Genomic DNA, 16,015 nt, shown 5'->3' with positions numbered 1-16,015 from the left:
TGCTGAGTCGCTGATTGTAATCAGACTCAGGCTCGCAAGGGCAGCGTCGCCGACAGCTCGTGCAGATAGTCGACAAATGCCCGCAACGGTGCCGGCAAATGGCGCCGTCCAGGGTAATACAGGAACGGGCCGGAAAACGTCTGCCACCAAGGTTGCAAGATGGGTTCCAGCTCACCGCTGTCCAGTTGCGGCCGCAGCAGGTCTTCAAACAGATGCACCACCCCAAGGCCGGCGACCGCGGCACTGACCGTCAAGTCCAACGCGCCGCTGGGGGTCACCAGCAGGCGTTCGGGTGGATCGAGCTCGATCTGCTCGCCATCGCGCTCGAATTTCCAGGTGGGTTTGCTGCCGCCGGAGAACTGGCTGCGCAGGCAGGCATGGGTCAACAATTCCCGCGGATGAGCTGGGCGACCATGCAGGTCCAGATAGCCGGGCGCCGCTGCCGTGACGAAGCGTTGCTGCCTGGGACCGATGGGAATGGCGATCATGTCCTGCTCCAGCCTTTCGTCGTAGCGGATACCGGCATCGCAGCCCGCCGAGAGCACGTCGACAAAACCGTCTTCCACCACCACCTTGATGCGGATATCCGGATAACGCCGAAGAAATCCGCCGATGATCTCCGGCAACACGATACGTGCGGCACTGGTGGGCACATTGAGCCGCAGCGTACCGGTGGGCTTATTGCGAAAGCCATTGAGCACATCCAATGATGCTTCCATTTCGCAAAGCAGTGGCTCCAGCCTGGCCAACAAGTGTTGCCCGGCTTCGGTCAACGCCACGCTGCGCGTGGTGCGGTTAAGCAAGCGCAAGTCCAGCCGCGCCTCAAGACGCTGCACGGCAACGCTCAGGCTGGCGGCGGAAACGTCGCCGCTACGGGCCGCCTCGCGAAAACCACCGGCCTGGGCGACGGCGACAAAGGCCGCCATATCATTCAGTTTCATGGCAATTGTTCAGTAATTTAAACAGCCCGTAAACTTTATGCCGGATTATCAAACAGCGCAATTGGAACTATATTCGGTCCATCGAACCCCGCTGTGGAACGCTCTGCGGCTCGTATCGAAACCGACCCAATAGAGGAAAATGCCCATGAGCACGTCCGCCCACTCTTCCCATTTCAACTTCGCCGATCGCCAGGTCCGGCGGATGGGTTATGGCGCCATGCAGCTTGCCGGGCCGCACGTATTCGGGCCGCCGAAGGATCGAGCCGCCTGTATTGCCGTATTGCGCGAGGCCATCGCTGCCGGCGTCGACCATATCGACACCTCTGACTTCTATGGTCCACACGTCACCAATCAGATCATTCACGAAGCCCTTCACCCCTATTCCGACGAGCTGACCCTGGTCACCAAGATCGGCGCCCGGCGTGACGAAAAGGGCGACTGGCTGGCCGCCGATAGTCCGCAAGAGCTGCGCAGCGCCGTCGAGGACAATCTGCGCCATCTCGGCCTGGCATCCCTGGACGTGGTCAACCTGCGCGTCTTCGGCCATGGCCTGACTCAAGACACTATCGGGCATCGGGTCGAGGTCATGGCGCAACTCAAGCAAGAGGGGCTTATCCGTCATATCGGGCTGAGCAACGTCACCCGCGGGCAGATAAAGGAAGCCCAGGCGATCGCCGACATCGTCTGCGTGCAGAACCAATACAACCTGGTCCACCGCGAGGATGATGGGCTGATCGACGAATTGGCCGCCCAGGATATTGCCTACGTGCCGTTCTTTCCCCTGGGCGGGTTCACCCCCATCCAGTCGACAGCGCTGTCGGATATCGCCGCTCGCCTGGAAGCCCAGCCAATGCAAGTGGCGCTGGCCTGGTTGCTGCACCGCTCGCCCAACATCTTGCTGATTCCGGGTACGTCCTCGGTGGCGCACCTGCGCGAAAACCTGAAGGCCGGACAGTTGCAACTGACGCCCGGCATCCTGGCCGAACTGGATGCGATTGGTGGCAAGGCGTAAGTGAGTTGAGGGTGGAGTGATAAACTCCAGAAACGATAAAGCCCCGGATTCCGGGGCTTTATTCATTGGGGCCACGACATCGTCCAATAATTGGTGCACCGTGTCCCCTACTCCACACATGCATCGCAGACCCACCTTTATCCGGACGTCACATGACACCCAACGCAGAGCTCTATAACCCCTCCACCGAATATGCCGACAAGTTGATTTCGCGCATTGGCCAAACGCCTTCCTGGATCGCAAAACGCATCGGCGTGACCGACAAGCGCATTCGCTACATCCTGGATGGCGAAAGGACCGTCAAAGAGGAAACCACCCCCATTCAGATGACCTACACCGAACAGTTTGCCCTTGAGTGCCTCGCCGCCGAGGCTGCCGCCAGGAAGAAATAGGAACTGAGCGGGAAAGGCTGATGGAGCTACAGGGCAGGATGCCCAAGGCTCCAAATCAAGGTGCTCGCAGGGCTGAATACCCACGCTCAATCACCTGCGATGCACACGCAACGGCGAACTATCACCGTCTATCGACATCAGACTAGCCGGCTTCAATTAAAAACAGTGCCCATGACCAAGGACGACCATCATGACTGTGGATATCAGCAACTTCGACATTGCCACCCCCCTGCCGACATCAGCCACCAACCCGGTGGCGCTTGAATTGAACGGCGCCAAGGCGCTCGAAGAGTGTCCAAGCGTAATCATCCGGCTGGACGATGGATCTATTCAGCTCACGGCCCCCACCAAGGGGGCCTCAAGCAAAAGTACCCATCGAACGCGCTGCGAATGGAAAGAGTCGACGTATTGGCCGCTGCCGAGCGCTGCCAACCATTGGAACCAGCAGGAAATGACGCTGGTGAAGGTGAACTCCGCCCTGCGGGTAGTGGTTTCACAGATGCACGTTCAGGACGATGTCGATCCGGCCATCAAGGTGTTCTGGGAAAAGGGTTCGCTCACCTATGCGTTTCGCAAGGACTACAACGGTGCCGACCCAACGCCTGTATTGCTACTGGGCAGCGTTGCATTAGGGGCGAAGTTTCAAGTGAGCATCCATAGCACGTCTGCGGGTGCCGTTGTGGTGAGTGCCAGTATCGGCGGCAAGACCGCATCCTCCCCCCTTCTTCAGTTGGGAAGCACCTGGCTGTCCAAATCCTTCGATTTCCATGGAGGCATTTACAATCAGATTGACTACAGCGATACAACGCCAGCAAGCGATGGCTCGATTTGCATTATCAGCCAGCTGTCCGTGACTCACGTTTAGTCGTCGCCGACGACCGAGAAGATGACGGAGTTTGCATTTGTGCAGGCTCCGTTGGTGGCTTGGCTGGACGCGTCATGTCCGGTCGAGTTTACGTACTTGCATCGCCATGATTTTGTCATGTGTTTAACCTACCGTCGGCCGATCGCCGTCTCGACCCTCTTGAAGGACTCCGCATGCACACTCGCCCAGGTCTGCTCCCTGTTAAAAAATCCCTTGTCCGCTTTATCGTTCTCGGATGCAGCCTGCTGGTGGGTGCTTGTGACAGTACGAGCAAGAGCTTACCGGGCGCCGGGCCAACCGCATCGACTCCGTTCAAGACCCTTGACGGTGCACAGCCCTTGATTATCGGGCATCGCGGCCTGCCAGGATTGTATCCGGAAGAAACCCGGGCTTCTTACGAGAATGCCGCTGATGCTGGTGCAGATTCGCTTGAAATGGATCTGCACATGACCAAGGACTGCGTCTTGGTGGCTCGACACAACCCCTGGTTGAGTGACAACACCAATATCGGCGAAGTCGCGAAGATCAACGCTGAAGTTGCACGCCGTAAGCGCACCGTTCCAGGCGTACTGGTCAATGTCAAATATCCCGCCACAGCAGAAAATGGTCCAGCACAGTACCTGAGTGACTTGACCGACCCCAACGATCCGAAATCAGTATTGAAATCATTGGTTGTTGATGGCGAAGACCATACCAACGACTGGTCGATCAGCGATTTCACCCTGGCCGAACTCAAGCAATGGATAGGCGGCACCACGTACGATGCCCGCGACCAGCGCCCGACCGAACTTAACGGCAAGTTGCCGATCTTGAGTTTCCAGGAAGTGATTGACATTGCCAAAGCCAAAAGCGCCGCGACAGGCCGCGTCATTACGACCTACCCAGAAAGCAAGAATCCGATCTGGAACAATGCCCAGGCCGTTGCCAATGGTTGCGGCGCACCGGGCAGTCATCCGTTTGAGAAAGCTTTCCTCAAGGTCCTCAACGACAACGATCTCAATCGCAAGGACGCCCCGGTCTTTGTGCAAAGCTTTGACCCCGGCAGCTTGAAATACCTACGCTCTATCGGCCTGAAATCCAAAGCGGTTCAGTTGGTCGATGGCAACGGCGTGAACTTCAAGACTGGCGAAACCATCTTCATCACCGACAAACCCAACACCTTCGTCAGCGGCCGCCCTTATAGCTGGACCGTAGCCGGCGACCCACGCCCCTTTGGTGCGATGCTGACGCCGGCCGGCTTGGCCGAGGTCAAGACCTACGCCGACGGTATCGGTCCATGGAAGCCGCAGGCAATGTCGCTCACCGTCGCTGCAGCCCAGGATTCATCCAGTGCCAGCCTGGACAAGGTCGACACCCTCAAGCCAACCGCCCTGATCAGCGACGCTCACAAGGCCAATCTGTTCGTTCACATATTCACCTTCCGCAACGAAGCGAAATACCTGGCAGGTGCCTATAAGGGCGATCCAGCGGCAGAATACCTGGCCTTTTACCGAGCCGGTGTTGACGGTGTATTTACAGACTTCACGCCTAACGCATTGGCTGCCCGCAATCTCTATCTGAAAGAAGTGGCGCGTTAAACGACGCTATTGGCGCTCACTCTTGCCCCCTCTTCAAGGGGGGCAAGACAATAACCAGAGACGTCAAACCTGAGGGCACAGTCAGAGCAGACAGCTGGCTGCTTGTCCGAGCTGATTGTCCTGCGCTCCAGAGATGAGGTGCAGGGGAACCTGCTGCTGGGCATCACTGGATGGGATTTCGAAGCTACAGACTATTTGAAGGTGTAGCTCACTCAGTCCGGTCGACTCTTCTTCCTTTGCCTTGGCCATTCTCGCGTGGTTTGCTGCGATTTCATTGAGAGTTGACACGGTACATCTCCTGGTGACTGACCAAGCGTCTCGCTGGCGTCCTGAAGTGTTGATTTGATGGCTGCCGCGTCAGAATTACGCCGTTCCGGGGCCGCTACGATCGGCCTCTGCAAGCCGCAAGCCAGACATTATCGTGTATTGCGCACCGCGTTTTTATAGGCGACGAATGGTGTCACGGTGTTGCCCTACCCATGAGCCAACACACTTGTCTCGCCGCTCACACTCAAAGAAAAAGCCTACGAAACAACAGGACACATACCTATATTGCATAGGCATGGTCCGACTATTAGATTTGCAGCCCTGCCGTTAGCCTAGTTTCGCCACAGTCAATCCTGTGGCCGGGTGTCGCAACCCAGGATAACCAAGGCGCGGCAGCGCCATCATTGTTGTGTAGCCGGCGTTTTTAAGCGCCCGGCTAACGTACTTTATGGTGGACCGCGCGAGGCAGGCCTTGTGCCTGGCCGGTTCCCTTGGTTGCCGGTTTGCGACTCTCGTGCGGTCTGCCACCCTTTTTGCCGTGTCGCAACGGTGGGTGACAGTTCCTTAATCCAACCAAGGAGCATAAGGATAATGGTCTATCCCCCTTTCACGCACGGGCACCGCCTACAACGTCAGCCGTTGCTGCACCGCGATCACGGAGACCGACTCCATGATTGACCGCTCGTTACTCTCCCGCCTTCCACCGTATGACCTGATCAGGCTGGCGTCCCTCAAGCCGCTTGAAGCCGCACGGCATTTTCGTGTCGCCGCAAGGCTCTGCCTGGACGGTGCCCGTTGCGTGGCCTTCCACGATCAAGAACAGGAACGCTTGGCCCATCGGCTGATCGCCGACGGCATAGCCCTTTATACCCTGGCCTTTCAGCGACTCGGTTCACCACCACCCCGCCCCATCGGGATTCCCGCGATACGGCGTGCCGCCAATGACCCGACCCATCACACAACGCTCCGAGAGAAGTGTCCGCCCCAGGATGTCATCAAGGGCATGCACTGTGCCGAACACTGGCTGGAGCAACCCGGCACCCTACCGTTATGGCAGCAGTTCTCCCAGGCACGGCAAGATTGCTCCAGCCGTGACCGGCAGTACGCCTTCGAAACGGGATTCCTGTTCCGGCTACAGGAACACCTGCTGAGGCTCTGAGCACAGGCATAAAAAACCCGCGAAGCCTCTGGCTTGCGGGTTTTCTCTACAGAAACGTGGCTGGACTTGCAGGCAGTTCGGCGGGCTTGACGGCCGGGCCTGATGTTGACGCAACAGGCCCGGTCGCCCCTTCCAGGTTTAACGGGATGAGCGCGGTCTTTTCGCGAACCTCAGCGTGGGTCAACGGGTGGAACCAGATACAACTGTGGTGGCCTGGGCACTTTCACCACACTGTCGGCCAACTGGCGCAGCGCCGCCCGATCATTCGGCGCCATACCTCGATAACAGGCCAGCAATCTCATTTCCTCCGTACTCAGGGTGTCGGAACTGATTGGACCCAGCCTACCGGTCAGTAGATACGTCAGATCGACCCCAACCTCCGAGATGGCCTCCAGATAACCAACCCTGGGTGCCCTTTGCCCATTTTCGTAGTGGATCTGGGCACCCGCTTCTACCCCACCTAAATGGGCTAGCTGGCGCTGCGTGAATCCCAGGCGCTTTCTCTCGCACCTCAACCGTTCGGCAAAACAAGTCATTTGAAAACCTCAAATAGCTGCAACCCACCAAATGGTATGGCGCTTGCTGCCAGAAGTGAGACTTCTACGACTATTTCCTACAGGACACCCACGCTCGCTGAGCACAGGCCTCTCGTACAATTTTCCAACGCAACAGCCCCGCCGGGGTGGGGTCAGTTGTAGATAATGAGTGGAGTATTCACAACCCCCAGAAACGACAAAGCCCCGGATTCCGGGGCTTTGAGGTATCTCGATATGGCGGAGGCGCAGAGATTCGAACTCTGGGACCTGTTACAGTCGGCAGTTTTCAAGACTGCTGCCTTAAACCACTCGGCCACACCTCCTATGTACTGCGGGCGCCATAATACCGGAATGAAACACGCTGTCAAACTCTCGTGATAGCTTGTTACAGAGCCTCTGGTATGATCTTTTAGACTAAACATTTCAAACCCGAAGGAGTGTCGCCATGCGCGAACAGGATTATGCCGTTAACAGCGTGCAGGCTGAGCAGCTAGAAGTTAGCCGCGTCCTGCGCAACACCTACAGCCTTCTGGCCCTCACCCTCGCCTTCAGTGGTCTGACGGCCTTCATTTCCCAACAGATGCACGTCGGCTACCCGAACGTATTCGTGGTGCTGATCGGCTTCTACGGGCTGTTCTTCCTCACCAACAAACTCCGTGACTCGGCCTGGGGCCTGGTTTCCACCTTCGCCCTGACCGGCTTCATGGGCTATCTGCTCGGCCCGATCCTCAACCGCTACCTGGGTATGCAGGGCGGCGCTGAAGTGGTCAGCTCGGCCTTCGCCATGACCGCGCTGGTCTTCGGCGGCCTCTCGGCCTACGTGCTGATCACCCGCAAGGACATGAGCTTCCTCAGCGGCTTCATCACCGTCGGTTTCTTCGTCCTGCTGGGCGCGACCCTGGCCAGCATGTTCTTCCACATCAGCGGCCTGCAACTGGCGATCAGCGCCGGTTTCGTGCTGTTCTCCTCGGTCTGCATCCTCTTCCAGACCAGCGCCATCATCCAGGGCGGGGAACGCAACTACATCATGGCGACCATCAGCCTGTATGTGTCGATCTACAACCTGTTTATCAGCCTGTTGCAGATCTTCGGCATCATGGGCCGCGATGACTGATCGCAGCCGTTAAGCAAAAAGCCCGCTTCGGCGGGCTTTTTCTTGTCCCCGATTTAGCTTCTTGGGGGTTCTGGCTTTATCATGAGTTCAGGTTTGCTGACAGAGTCCCCCATGAAGTTTGCCATTGCGCTGTTTTCCGCGCCCCACGCGCCCTCCTCCCGCCGCGCCCTGCTGTTTGCCCAGGCCGTGCTCGCCGGTGGGCATGAGATTGTGCGGCTGTTCTTTTATCAAGACGGCGTGCACAGCGCGTCAAGCAGTGTGGTCACGCCACAGGACGAGCAGGATCTGCCCCGGCAATGGGCCGACTTCGTCAGCCAACACCAACTCGATGGCGTGGTCTGCATCGCGGCGGCCTTGCGCCGTGGCGTGCTGAACGACGAAGAAGCCCAGCGCTATCAACGCTCGGCGGTCAACCTGACGGCGCCCTGGGCCTTGTCCGGCCTCGGCCAGTTACATGATGCGGTGCAAAGCGCTGACCGCTTGATCTGTTTCGGAGGGCCTTGAGATGCCGAAGTCCCTGCTGATTATCAGCCGCCAGGCCCCTTGGTCCGGCCCGGCCGCCCGCGAAGCGCTGGATATAGTGTTGGCTGGCGGTGCGTTCGATCTGCCCATCGGCCTGCTGTTCATGGACGATGGCGTGTTCCAACTGATGCCCGGGCAGAACGCCAAGGCCCTGCAACAGAAAGACCTGACCGCCAACCTCCAGGCTCTGTCGCTGTTTGGTATCGATGCGCTCTACGCCTGCGCCGACAGCCTGGCCGACCGCGGGATTTTCCCGACCCAGGTCGCCGGCGAGGACCTTGAGGTGCTCAGCGCTGAACAGCTCAGTGCCCTTGTTAACCGTTATGACCAGGTGATCACCCTCTGATGTCGACCTTGCATGTGTTGTCCCACTCCCCTTTTACCGACAGTCGCCTGGGCAGTTGCCTGCGCCTGCTGGGCAGCGAGGATGCGTTGCTGCTCTGTGGCGACGCGGTGCACGCCGTGCAACCGCGCAGCCTGCCGCTTGAGGCGCTGGAAGAACGCTCTGCTGAGCTGCACCTGTTCCTGCTTGACGAAGACCTGCAAGCCCGCGGCCTGGCATGCCCGGCCTGGGCCACCAGCGTTGACTATCCGGCGTTCGTCGAACTGTCGATCCGTTACGACAAGGTCAACACCTGGCTATGAACACGCTGACCGTCAACGGGCAGGCCATCGCCCTGGACAAGGACGGCTACCTGGTCGAACTGAGCGACTGGTCGCCGGAAGTCGCCACCGCCCTGGCCACCCGCGAAGAGCTGGAGCTGAGCCCCGAGCACTGGGAAATCCTTGAACTGCTGAGGGGTTTCTATCGCGAGTTCGAGCTCTCCCCCGCGACCCGTCCGCTGATCAAGTACACCGCTTTGAAGCTGGGCACCGAGAAAGGCAACAGCCTGCACCTCAATCGCTTGTTCAAAGGCACTCCCGCCAAACTCGCCGCCAAGCTGGCGGGCCTGCCCAAACCGACGAATTGCTTATGACCGAATACACCCCGTTGATCACCGAAACGCCCGCCGAGCACCCGTTTGCCCAGTTCGTCCGCATCCTCGGCAAAGGCAAGCGTGGCGCCCGCAACCTGACCCGTGAAGAAGCCCGCGAGGCCATGGGTATGCTGCTGGACGGCAAGGTCGAGGACACCCAGCTCGGTGCCTTCCTGATGCTGTTGCGCCACAAGGAAGAAAGCCCGGAGGAACTCGCCGGTTTCACCGAAGCCCTGCGCGAGCGCCTGCAGGCGCCCAAGCTGGCGATCGACCTGGACTGGCCAAGCTACGCCGGCAAGAAGCGCCACCTGCCCTGGTACCTGCTGGCCGCCAAGTGCCTGGCGCAAAATGGCATCAGGATCTTCATGCACGGCGGCGGCGCCCACACCGCCGGCCGGCTGTACACCGAGCAGTTGCTCGAAACCCTGCAGATTCCACTCTGCCGCGATTGGGCGGGTGTGGAACAGGCCATCGGCCAGGGCAATATTGCCTTTATGCCTCTGGGCGACTGGGCCGCGCCGTTGCAGCGGATGATCGATCTGCGCAACATTCTCGGCCTGCGTTCACCGATCCATTCCCTGGCGCGCCTGCTCAATCCATTGGGCGCACGCTGCGGCCTGCAAAGCATCTTCCATCCCGGCTACCAGGCGGTGCACCGCGATGCCAGCGGCCTGCTGGGGGATACGGTGATCGTGATCAAGGGCGACGGCGGCGAAATCGAGGTCAATCCGGACAGCAGCAGCCATCTCTACAGCACCACCGGCGGTGAAAGCTGGGACGAGGAATGGCCGGCGCTGTCCGAGCAACGCCATGTGAAACCGGCCACCCTGGAGCCTGAACACCTCAAGGCGATCTGGCGCGGCGACGTCGAGGACAGCTATCCACAACTTGCGCTGATCTCGACCATGGCTCTGGCCCTGCGCGGTCTTGGCACACCTCGCGAACAGGCCTTCGAACAGGCCCGCCGCTACTGGGATGCGCGGAATAGATCGATCTAATCGATCATTAACCCCCAGGGTTTGCGCTATTTATTCGAACTAAGGCCTTTAGACTGGGCTCCAAAGCACACTTGCCGAGGAGTTTCCGATGGGCCTTTTGATCGACGGCCGCTGGCATGACCAGTGGTACGAAAGCAGTAAAGACGGCGCCTTCCAGCGCGAACAGGCGCAACGCCGCCACTGGGTGACCGCCGATGGCCGCCCAGGCCCCAGCGGCGAAGGCGGCTTCAAGGCCGAAGCCGGGCGTTATCACCTTTATGTCTCCCTGGCCTGTCCATGGGCCCACCGCACCTTGATCCTGCGCAAGCTCAAGGGCCTGGAAAGCCTGATCGATGTGTCGGTGGTCAGCTGGTTGATGCTGGAGAATGGCTGGACCTTCGACAAGGCCTACGGCTCCAGCGGCGATGCGCTCGATAACCAGACCTTCATGCACCAGCGCTACACCGCCGACACCTTCGACTACACCGGCCGCGTGACCGTACCGGTGCTGTGGGACAAGCAGTTGCAACGGATTGTCAGCAATGAATCGTCGGAAATCATCCGCATGTTCAACAGCGCGTTCAATGGGTTGACCGGCAATCGACTGGATTTCTATCCCGACGCATTACGGCCGCTGATCGACAGCTGGAATGAGCGGATTTATCCGGCGGTAAACAATGGTGTCTATCGGGCCGGGTTCGCCACGTCACAGGAAGCGTATGAAGCCGCCTTCGATGATGTGTTCGGCGAACTGAGGCATCTGGAATGGCATCTGGGGGAGAACCGTTACCTCGCGGGAGCCTACCTGACCGAAGCGGATATCCGACTGTTCACCACGCTGATCCGTTTCGACGCGGTGTACTACGGCCACTTCAAATGCAACCTGCGACGGATTGCCGATTATCCGAATCTGTCGAACTGGCTGCGGGAGTTGTTTCAATGGCCGGGTGTGGCCGAGACGGTGGACTTTACCCATATCAAGAACCATTACTACGCCAGTCACCGGACCATCAATCCCACCGGGATCGTGCCCAAGGGGCCGGCGCAGGACTTCATGGCCGAGCATGATCGCGAGCGACTGGTGGGGCATGGGGTCTGGAAAAGCTGAGGGCGTGTGAACCCGCATTTGAAAATGGCGCAAAACCTGTAGGAGCCGGCTTGCTGGCGATGAGGCCGGTGAGCCTTGCATCGACTGATCGGCCGCTATCGCCAGCAAGCCGGCTCCTACAGGACGGTGTTTCAAAGCAAAACATCATCAAGCCCAGGCCCTACAGTAGGGCTCAGCGTCAAACCTGGGACTGAGCCCCTTCGAACCAGGCCAGCTTCTCGCGCAATTGCACCACTTCCCCAACGATCACCAGGGTCGGCGCATGCACTTCATGCTCCGCCACCAGTTGCGGCAGGTTGGCCAAGGTGCCAGTAAACACCCGCTGATTGCTCGTGGTGCCCTGCTGGATCAACGCCGCTGGCGTCTGTGCCGAACGACCATGGGCAATCAACTGCTCACAGATCACCGGCAAACCCACCAAGCCCATGTAGAACACCAGGGTCTGCGCCGGCGCCACCAGGTCCATCCAGGGCAGATCCGTGGAACCGTCCTTCAGGTGACCCGTCACAAAACGCACCGACTGCGCGTAATCGCGATGGGTCAACGGAATCCCGGCATAAGCCGAGCAACCGCTGGCCGCCGTGATCCCCGGCACCACCTGGAACGGAATGCCATGGGCCGCCAGTTCCTCGATCTCTTCACCGCCACGGCCGAAGATAAACGGATCACCGCCCTTCAGACGTAGCACGCGCTTGCCCTGTTTCGCCAGGTCCACCAACTGCTGGTTGATCTGGTCCTGAGGCACGGCGTGATCGGCGCGACGCTTGCCGACATAGATCCGGTCCGCATCGCGACGGCACAGCTCCAGAATCGCCGGGGCTACCAGGCGGTCATACAGCACCACATCAGCCTGTTGCATCAGGCGCAAGGCGCGGAACGTCAGCAGGTCCGGATCGCCCGGACCCGCCCCCACCAGATACACCTCACCCGGCGCATTCGGTGCCGCACCGTTGATTTTCTCCCGCAGCAGGCGCTCGGCTTCAGCGCCCTGCCCGGCCAGTTGCCGGTCGGCGATTGGGCCCTGGAATACGTCTTCCCAAAACGCCCGACGCTGTTGCACACCCGGAAACAGGCCTTTGACCTGGCTGCGGAAACGCGCCGCCAAACCGGCCAGTTGACCGTAGGTCGAGGGAATCCAGGTTTCCAACTTGGCGCGGATCAAGCGCGCCAGCACCGGCGCATCGCCGCCGCTGGAGACCGCGATGATCAATGGCGAACGGTCGACAATCGCCGGGAAGATCACGCTGCACAAGGCCGGCGCGTCCACCACATTGACCGGCACGCAGCGCCGATGGGCATCCGCCGAAACCTGCGCATTGAGGGGTTCGTCGTCAGTGGCGGCAATAATCAGCCCGCAACCATCGAGATCAGACTCGAGATAACCCCGTAGCAGCAACTCGCCGCCGCTGCCGCTGACCAGCTCACGCAGCTGGTCCTCGATCTCGGGCGCGACAACCCGCAGCACAGCACCGGCATCAGCCAGCAGGCGGGATTTGCGCAAGGCAATCTCCCCCCCGCCAACCACCAGCACACGGCGGCCCCGCAGGTTGTGGAACAGCGGCAGAAATTCCATTTAGCCGATGACCTCAATGCCGCCCATGTACGGCTTGAGCACTTCCGGCACACGGATCGAACCGTCGGCCTGCTGGTAGTTTTCCAGCACCGCCACCAGGGTACGACCCACGGCCAGGCCGGAGCCGTTCAAGGTGTGCACCAGCTCAGGCTTGCCGGTTTCCGGGTTGCGGAAACGCGCTTGCATGCGACGGGCCTGGAAATCGCCGCAGTTGGAGCACGACGAGATTTCACGGTATTTGTCCTGGCTCGGCACCCAGACTTCCAGGTCGTAGGTCTTCACGGCGCTGAAACCCATATCGCCGGTGCACAGGGCCAGAACGCGGTACGGCAAGCCCAGCAGTTGCAGGACCTTCTCGGCGTTGGCAGTCAGGCCTTCCAGGGCTTGCATGGAAGTCGACGGCTCGACGACCTGGACCATCTCGACCTTGTCGAACTGGTGCTGGCGGATCATGCCGCGGGTGTCACGGCCCGACGCGCCGGCTTCGCTGCGAAAGCACGGCGTGTGGGCGACGAACTTCAGTGGCAGCAATTTCGGATCGACGATTTCGCCGGACACGATGTTGGTCAGCGACACTTCGGCCGTCGGGATCAGGTACAGATCGGCTTCGCCTTCGCGGCTGATCTTGAACAGGTCTTCCTCGAACTTCGGCAGCTGGCCGGTGCCCTGCAACGCCGGCGCCTGGACCAGATAAGGCGTGTAGGCCTCTTCATAGCCGTGCTCGTTGATGTGCAGGTTGATCATGAACTGCGCCAGGGCGCGGTGCAGGCGGGCAATCGGGCCGCGCAACAAGGCGAAACGCGCGCCGGACAGCTTGGCGGCGGTTTCAAAATCCAGCCAGCCGAACTTCTCGCCCAGGGCCACGTGGTCCTGGATCGGGAAGTCGAATGCGGTCGGCGTGCCCCAACGGCGGACTTCGACGTTGCCTTCTTCGTCGGCACCCACCGGTACGGACTCGTGGGGCAGGTTCGGCAAGCTCAGCAGGATCGAATCCAGCTCGACCTGGATCGCGTCCAGCGCGACCTTGCCTTCGCTCAACTCGGTCCCCATGGTTTCAACACTGGCCATCAGCGGCGCGATGTCTTCGCCGCGCTGTTTGGCCTGACCGATACTCTTGGAAACCGCATTGCGCTCGGCCTGCAATTGTTCAGTGCGGGTCTGTACCACCTTGCGCTGGTTTTCCAGCGCTTCGATGCGGGCAACATCAAGGCTGAAGCCACGGGAGGCCAGACGATCCGCTACGTCCTGAAGGTTGCTACGTAACAGTTTGGAATCGAGCATGTCGGTTTCTCGTTATCAGAGTTTGGTCAAGGACAGGCCGGCCCAGGTCGCGAGCAGCCCGCCGAATACGCTGAGGGCCGCATAGCCCAGGGCAATCAGCACCTGCCCGCTTTCCAGCAGGCGCACCGTATCCAGTGAAAAAGATGAAAATGTGGTCAGGCCGCCGACAAATCCCACGATCAAACCGGCGCGGATCTCAATCGGCACCTCGGGGCGCAGCAAAAACAAGCCGTAGAGCACGCCAATCACCAGGCAGCCCACGATATTAACGGCCAATGTCGCGGTATAGAAGTGCCGCGGCCAATTGGCGTTGATCAGGTTGCCGGTGGCGAAGCGCACCAGGGTGCCGATAATACCGGCGACGGAGACGGCAAGGACGGTGCGGATCAAGGTTTTCTCCGTTGTTTCGGGCTATTGCGGTCGAGGGCCGCCAGGTGATTGAGCTTTTCGCCGATCTTCAATTCCAGCCCACGTGGCACCGGCTGGTAGAACGGCTGGGGTTCCAGTTCTTCGGGAAAATAGTCCTCGCCCGCCGCATAGGCGTCGGGTTCGTCATGGGCGTAGCGGTATTCGTCGCCGTAACCCAATTGCTTCATCAACTTGGTCGGTGCATTGCGCAGGTGCAACGGCACTTCCAGTGAGCCATGTTCAGCGGCGCTGCGCATGGCGGCCTTGAAGCCCATATAGACGGCGTTGCTTTTCGGCGCGCAAGCCAGGTAGGTGATGGCCTGGGCCACCGCCAACTCGCCTTCGGGGCTGCCGAGACGCTCCTGCACATCCCAGGCCGCGAGGCACAGGCTAAGGGCGCGCGGGTCGGCGTTGCCGATATCTTCGCTGGCCATGCGCACCACCCGGCGCGCCAGGTAGAGCGGATCGCAGCCGCCGTCGAGCATGCGCGCGAACCAGTACAGCGCACCGTCGGGGTTGGAGCCGCGCACCGACTTGTGCAAGGCGGAAATCTGGTCGTAGAACGCCTCGCCGCCCTTGTCGAAACGCCGACGGGTATCACCGAGCAGGCTTTGCAGCAGCTCGACACCGATCTCTTCGCCGTCTTCGGCCAGGTCCGAGGCATTTTCCAACAGGTTGAGCAGCCGCCGACCGTCGCCGTCCGCAGCCGACAGGAGCATCTTGAAGCCTTCGTCACCCAGGCTCAGCTGACGCTTGCCGAGCCCACGCTCTTCGCTCAGCGCGCGCTGCACCAGCTTGTTCAGGGCCGCTTCGTCGAGGCTTTTCAGCACATAGACCCGCGCCCGGGAGAGCAAGGCGTTATTCAGTTCGAACGAGGGGTTTTCGGTGGTGGCGCCGATAAAGATCAGCGTGCCGTCTTCCACGTAGGGCAAGAAGGCGTCCTGCTGGGACTTGTTGAAGCGGTGCACTTCGTCGACGAACAGGATGGTCCGCTTGCCGTACTGGCCGGCCTGTTGCTTGGCGATTTCCACCGCCTGGCGGATCTCCTTGACCCCAGCCAACACCGCCGAGACGGTTTCGAAGTGAGCGTCCGAAACTTCCGCCAGCAGCCGCGCCAGGGTGGTCTTGCCGACCCCCGGCGGGCCCCAGAAGATCATCGAGTGCAGCGCACCCTGCTCGAGGGCTTCACGCAACGGCTTGCCACGAGCCAGCAGGTGCTCCTGGCCGACGTACTCATCCAGGTTGGCCGCACGTAAACGGGCGGCCAGGGGCTGGGCAATCGGGGCACGGCTGAACAGGTCCATGG

19 protein-coding genes and 1 tRNA gene are annotated in these 16,015 nt (G+C 60.2%); 12 read left to right on the top strand and 8 right to left on the bottom strand.

The genetic code is table 11. From position 1 onward, the window contains the following. Positions 1-26 precede the first annotated feature (26 nt). A complete protein-coding gene (locus HX866_RS10850) occupies positions 27-947 on the bottom strand; it encodes a LysR substrate-binding domain-containing protein (protein ID WP_371316789.1) in 921 nt (306 codons plus the stop codon). Positions 948-1,086: 139 nt separating this feature from the next. Between HX866_RS10850 and HX866_RS10845 the strand changes: the two genes are divergently transcribed. From HX866_RS10845 to HX866_RS10830, 4 genes are all read left to right on the top strand, one after another. Next, the gene (locus HX866_RS10845; protein WP_177139493.1) at positions 1,087-1,953 is read left to right on the top strand and encodes an aldo/keto reductase family oxidoreductase; all 867 of its coding nucleotides are present in this window, start codon (positions 1,087-1,089) and stop codon (positions 1,951-1,953) included. 152 nt (positions 1,954-2,105) lie between these two features. Beyond that, positions 2,106-2,345, top strand: a complete 240-nt coding sequence (locus tag HX866_RS10840) for a hypothetical protein (RefSeq protein WP_177139492.1) — start codon at positions 2,106-2,108, stop codon at positions 2,343-2,345. A 190-nt stretch (positions 2,346-2,535) separates the two neighbouring features. Further along, positions 2,536-3,210, top strand: coding sequence for a polysaccharide lyase family 7 protein (locus HX866_RS10835; RefSeq protein WP_177139490.1), 675 nt, complete (start codon positions 2,536-2,538; stop codon positions 3,208-3,210). A gap of 173 nt (positions 3,211-3,383) precedes the next feature. Next, complete coding sequence (locus HX866_RS10830; RefSeq protein WP_177093539.1) at positions 3,384-4,787, top strand: glycerophosphodiester phosphodiesterase family protein; 1,404 nt, start codon at positions 3,384-3,386, stop codon at positions 4,785-4,787. An 81-nt stretch (positions 4,788-4,868) separates the two neighbouring features. Here the strand turns inward: HX866_RS10830 and HX866_RS10825 are convergent, their stop codons facing one another. Next, entirely contained in the window at positions 4,869-5,075 is a 207-nt protein-coding gene (locus tag HX866_RS10825) for a hypothetical protein (RefSeq protein ID WP_177093538.1), read from the bottom strand. 649 nt (positions 5,076-5,724) lie between these two features. Here HX866_RS10825 and HX866_RS10820 point away from each other — a divergent pair. Further along, positions 5,725-6,213, top strand: a complete 489-nt coding sequence (locus tag HX866_RS10820; protein ID WP_177093537.1) for a hypothetical protein — start codon at positions 5,725-5,727, stop codon at positions 6,211-6,213. A gap of 170 nt (positions 6,214-6,383) precedes the next feature. On the opposite strand, the gene HX866_RS10815 is transcribed toward HX866_RS10820, so the two are convergent. Both HX866_RS10815 and HX866_RS10810 read right to left on the bottom strand, forming a co-directional pair. Next, positions 6,384-6,749, bottom strand: a complete 366-nt coding sequence (locus tag HX866_RS10815) for a helix-turn-helix domain-containing protein (protein ID WP_177093536.1) — start codon at positions 6,747-6,749, stop codon at positions 6,384-6,386. A 235-nt stretch (positions 6,750-6,984) separates the two neighbouring features. Next, positions 6,985-7,072, bottom strand: a tRNA-Ser gene (locus HX866_RS10810). A gap of 122 nt (positions 7,073-7,194) precedes the next feature. Between HX866_RS10810 and HX866_RS10805 the strand changes: the two genes are divergently transcribed. From HX866_RS10805 to HX866_RS10775, 7 genes are all read left to right on the top strand, one after another. Further along, on the top strand, positions 7,195-7,863 hold the full coding sequence (locus HX866_RS10805; RefSeq protein WP_121132651.1) for a Bax inhibitor-1/YccA family protein: 669 nt from the start codon (positions 7,195-7,197) through the stop codon (positions 7,861-7,863). A gap of 111 nt (positions 7,864-7,974) precedes the next feature. After that, on the top strand, positions 7,975-8,367 hold the full coding sequence (gene tusD, locus HX866_RS10800; protein ID WP_177123712.1) for a sulfurtransferase complex subunit TusD: 393 nt from the start codon (positions 7,975-7,977) through the stop codon (positions 8,365-8,367). A gap of 1 nt (position 8,368) precedes the next feature. Beyond that, entirely contained in the window at positions 8,369-8,731 is a 363-nt protein-coding gene (tusC, locus tag HX866_RS10795) for a sulfurtransferase complex subunit TusC (protein WP_177105250.1), read from the top strand. Next, positions 8,731-9,030 (top strand): sulfurtransferase complex subunit TusB, encoded by a 300-nt coding sequence (tusB, locus tag HX866_RS10790; RefSeq protein ID WP_177139488.1) that lies wholly within the window; start codon positions 8,731-8,733, stop codon positions 9,028-9,030. Before tusC ends, tusB begins: the two co-directional genes overlap by 1 nt. Then, positions 9,027-9,362 (top strand): TusE/DsrC/DsvC family sulfur relay protein, encoded by a 336-nt coding sequence (locus HX866_RS10785; protein WP_177093531.1) that lies wholly within the window; start codon positions 9,027-9,029, stop codon positions 9,360-9,362. Before tusB ends, HX866_RS10785 begins: the two co-directional genes overlap by 4 nt. Next, the gene (locus tag HX866_RS10780; RefSeq protein ID WP_177139486.1) at positions 9,359-10,360 is read left to right on the top strand and encodes a glycosyl transferase family protein; all 1,002 of its coding nucleotides are present in this window, start codon (positions 9,359-9,361) and stop codon (positions 10,358-10,360) included. The genes HX866_RS10785 and HX866_RS10780 overlap by 4 nt, the downstream gene beginning before the upstream one ends. A gap of 88 nt (positions 10,361-10,448) precedes the next feature. Continuing rightward, positions 10,449-11,447, top strand: a complete 999-nt coding sequence (locus HX866_RS10775) for a glutathione S-transferase family protein (RefSeq protein ID WP_177105246.1) — start codon at positions 10,449-10,451, stop codon at positions 11,445-11,447. A 178-nt stretch (positions 11,448-11,625) separates the two neighbouring features. Here HX866_RS10775 and cysG read toward each other — a convergent pair whose 3' ends face one another. From cysG to HX866_RS10755, 4 genes are read right to left on the bottom strand one after another with little or no spacing between them, the layout of a single operon-like run. Then, complete coding sequence (gene cysG / locus HX866_RS10770; protein ID WP_177139484.1) at positions 11,626-13,020, bottom strand: siroheme synthase CysG; 1,395 nt, start codon at positions 13,018-13,020, stop codon at positions 11,626-11,628. Continuing rightward, positions 13,021-14,301 carry a serine--tRNA ligase gene (gene serS / locus HX866_RS10765; RefSeq protein WP_177093527.1) on the bottom strand — a complete coding sequence of 427 codons (1,281 nt, stop codon included), beginning with the start codon at positions 14,299-14,301 and terminating at the stop codon, positions 13,021-13,023. Between the two features lie 15 nt (positions 14,302-14,316). Beyond that, entirely contained in the window at positions 14,317-14,691 is a 375-nt protein-coding gene (crcB, locus tag HX866_RS10760) for a fluoride efflux transporter CrcB (RefSeq protein ID WP_121132672.1), read from the bottom strand. Continuing rightward, a complete protein-coding gene (locus HX866_RS10755; RefSeq protein WP_177139481.1) occupies positions 14,688-16,013 on the bottom strand; it encodes a replication-associated recombination protein A in 1,326 nt (441 codons plus the stop codon). The genes crcB and HX866_RS10755 overlap by 4 nt, the downstream gene beginning before the upstream one ends. Positions 16,014-16,015: the final 2 nt, after the last annotated feature.

It is taken from the genome of Pseudomonas gingeri (genome assembly GCF_013386165.1).
GTDB lineage: Bacteria > Pseudomonadota > Gammaproteobacteria > Pseudomonadales > Pseudomonadaceae > Aquipseudomonas > Aquipseudomonas gingeri_C.
Note: the sequence above shows the minus strand (reverse complement) of the source record. Positions and strands in the feature narration are given on the sequence as shown.

Bases quoted from the DNA above. Each gene is read 5' to 3' on its own strand.
- HX866_RS10845 (WP_177139493.1), top strand. From the start codon at position 1,087: ATGAGCACGTCCGCCCACTCTTCCCATTTCAACTTCGCCGATCGCCAG.
- HX866_RS10840 (WP_177139492.1), top strand. From the start codon at position 2,106: ATGACACCCAACGCAGAGCTCTATAACCCCTCCACCGAATATGCCGAC.
- HX866_RS10835 (WP_177139490.1), top strand. From the start codon at position 2,536: ATGACTGTGGATATCAGCAACTTCGACATTGCCACCCCCCTGCCGACA.
- HX866_RS10830 (WP_177093539.1), top strand. From the start codon at position 3,384: ATGCACACTCGCCCAGGTCTGCTCCCTGTTAAAAAATCCCTTGTCCGC.
- HX866_RS10820 (WP_177093537.1), top strand. From the start codon at position 5,725: ATGATTGACCGCTCGTTACTCTCCCGCCTTCCACCGTATGACCTGATC.
- HX866_RS10815 (WP_177093536.1), bottom strand. From the start codon at position 6,749: ATGACTTGTTTTGCCGAACGGTTGAGGTGCGAGAGAAAGCGCCTGGGA.
- HX866_RS10805 (WP_121132651.1), top strand. From the start codon at position 7,195: ATGCGCGAACAGGATTATGCCGTTAACAGCGTGCAGGCTGAGCAGCTA.
- tusD (WP_177123712.1), top strand. From the start codon at position 7,975: ATGAAGTTTGCCATTGCGCTGTTTTCCGCGCCCCACGCGCCCTCCTCC.
- tusC (WP_177105250.1), top strand. From the start codon at position 8,369: ATGCCGAAGTCCCTGCTGATTATCAGCCGCCAGGCCCCTTGGTCCGGC.
- tusB (WP_177139488.1), top strand. From the start codon at position 8,731: ATGTCGACCTTGCATGTGTTGTCCCACTCCCCTTTTACCGACAGTCGC.
- HX866_RS10785 (WP_177093531.1), top strand. From the start codon at position 9,027: ATGAACACGCTGACCGTCAACGGGCAGGCCATCGCCCTGGACAAGGAC.
- HX866_RS10780 (WP_177139486.1), top strand. From the start codon at position 9,359: ATGACCGAATACACCCCGTTGATCACCGAAACGCCCGCCGAGCACCCG.
- HX866_RS10775 (WP_177105246.1), top strand. From the start codon at position 10,449: ATGGGCCTTTTGATCGACGGCCGCTGGCATGACCAGTGGTACGAAAGC.
- cysG (WP_177139484.1), bottom strand. From the start codon at position 13,020: ATGGAATTTCTGCCGCTGTTCCACAACCTGCGGGGCCGCCGTGTGCTG.
- serS (WP_177093527.1), bottom strand. From the start codon at position 14,301: ATGCTCGATTCCAAACTGTTACGTAGCAACCTTCAGGACGTAGCGGAT.
- HX866_RS10755 (WP_177139481.1), bottom strand. From the start codon at position 16,013: ATGGACCTGTTCAGCCGTGCCCCGATTGCCCAGCCCCTGGCCGCCCGT.